Source organism: Pseudoalteromonas luteoviolacea DSM 6061, from assembly GCF_001625655.1.
GTDB classification, from domain to species: Bacteria; Pseudomonadota; Gammaproteobacteria; order Enterobacterales; family Alteromonadaceae; genus Pseudoalteromonas; species Pseudoalteromonas luteoviolacea.
Genome location: NZ_AUYB01000055.1, coordinates 1 through 1,031, shown reverse-complemented (window position 1 = coordinate 1,031; position 1,031 = coordinate 1). Strand labels below are relative to the sequence as shown.

Genomic DNA, 1,031 nt, shown 5'->3' with positions numbered 1-1,031 from the left:
GATTTAGTTGCGCAGAACAAGATTCTACAAGTAGCTTTACACCGAATAGGTTATTCTTTATAACTGCTCTTTCAATTAACGAACGTCCATATTCGTCTTTTGCTTCAATATCATAAACGGAAATAAGCTTTTTCCATTCTTTCTCGTCCTTAGAGAGCAATATCTCGGATAATTCATCATTAACTAGCTTAAACTCATAGAGCATATCTATGAAACCATTCAACGAATTTGAGAGCTTTATGAAACCTTTTTCAGAACTCTCTAATTCGTGGTCCCAAAAGTAAATTTCTCCTTTGTATTTACTTTCCAATCGCATACAAATTTGGTTTCCAGTAGTATCACATGCGATTGTAATACTGTTTTTTGGAATTCGCCCTCTAAAAACGTCATTAACACTATCTAGCCTGTTGAATTCTGGCCCGTTATGTAAACCATAAAATGCACTTATTGTAGCCCCCCCTTCTTTTTCGCTAATATCAAAACAGTTTGGGGTAACTTTTCCACCATTATATGTTTTTAAGAAATCGATGTAGGCGTGAGGTAGGTCTTCATCTATGCTACGTATAAAAGTCTCGAGATTATTCTTTTCGAAGCTTCCATAACTATTTATCTGTAAAGTATTTTTTTTCATAATTAAATCGCATTCGGGTTAGCGACTTCAGCACCAAACATAGTTGCAGAGCCGCACATTGACACATTACCACCGTTACAACCTTGAATTGCCATCTGTTCTGCGTAATACGTTGGATCCAAAGCACTCATATAAGGTGCTATCACAGATAATCCTGTCGAGAACTTATTCAGCCATTTTATAACCGCAACGCCCCCAGTATGTGCCACTGCATTGTGTATTTCCATAGGTATTAATTGCATTGTTTTTGTATCCTGTACATGGTGCCAAGTATAGCCATCAGGCGTCTTATCAAAACCTGCTTGCGCATTAGCAAGGGCATTGTCAACTGAACGCACTCCTGTCATAGCTATTTCTTCAGTAGCCTCAGCGACACTATGGAATTTGCGTTGACACCCAA

At 38.0% G+C, this 1,031-nt stretch carries 2 protein-coding genes; both read right to left on the bottom strand.

The features are described from left to right. The coding region (locus N475_RS02660) for an SMI1/KNR4 family protein (protein ID WP_063364644.1) at positions 1-631 on the bottom strand (631 nt) is incomplete at its 3' end. Between the two features lie 2 nt (positions 632-633). Further along, the coding region (locus N475_RS02655; protein WP_162269580.1) for an HNH endonuclease signature motif containing protein at positions 634-1,031 on the bottom strand (398 nt) is incomplete at its 5' end.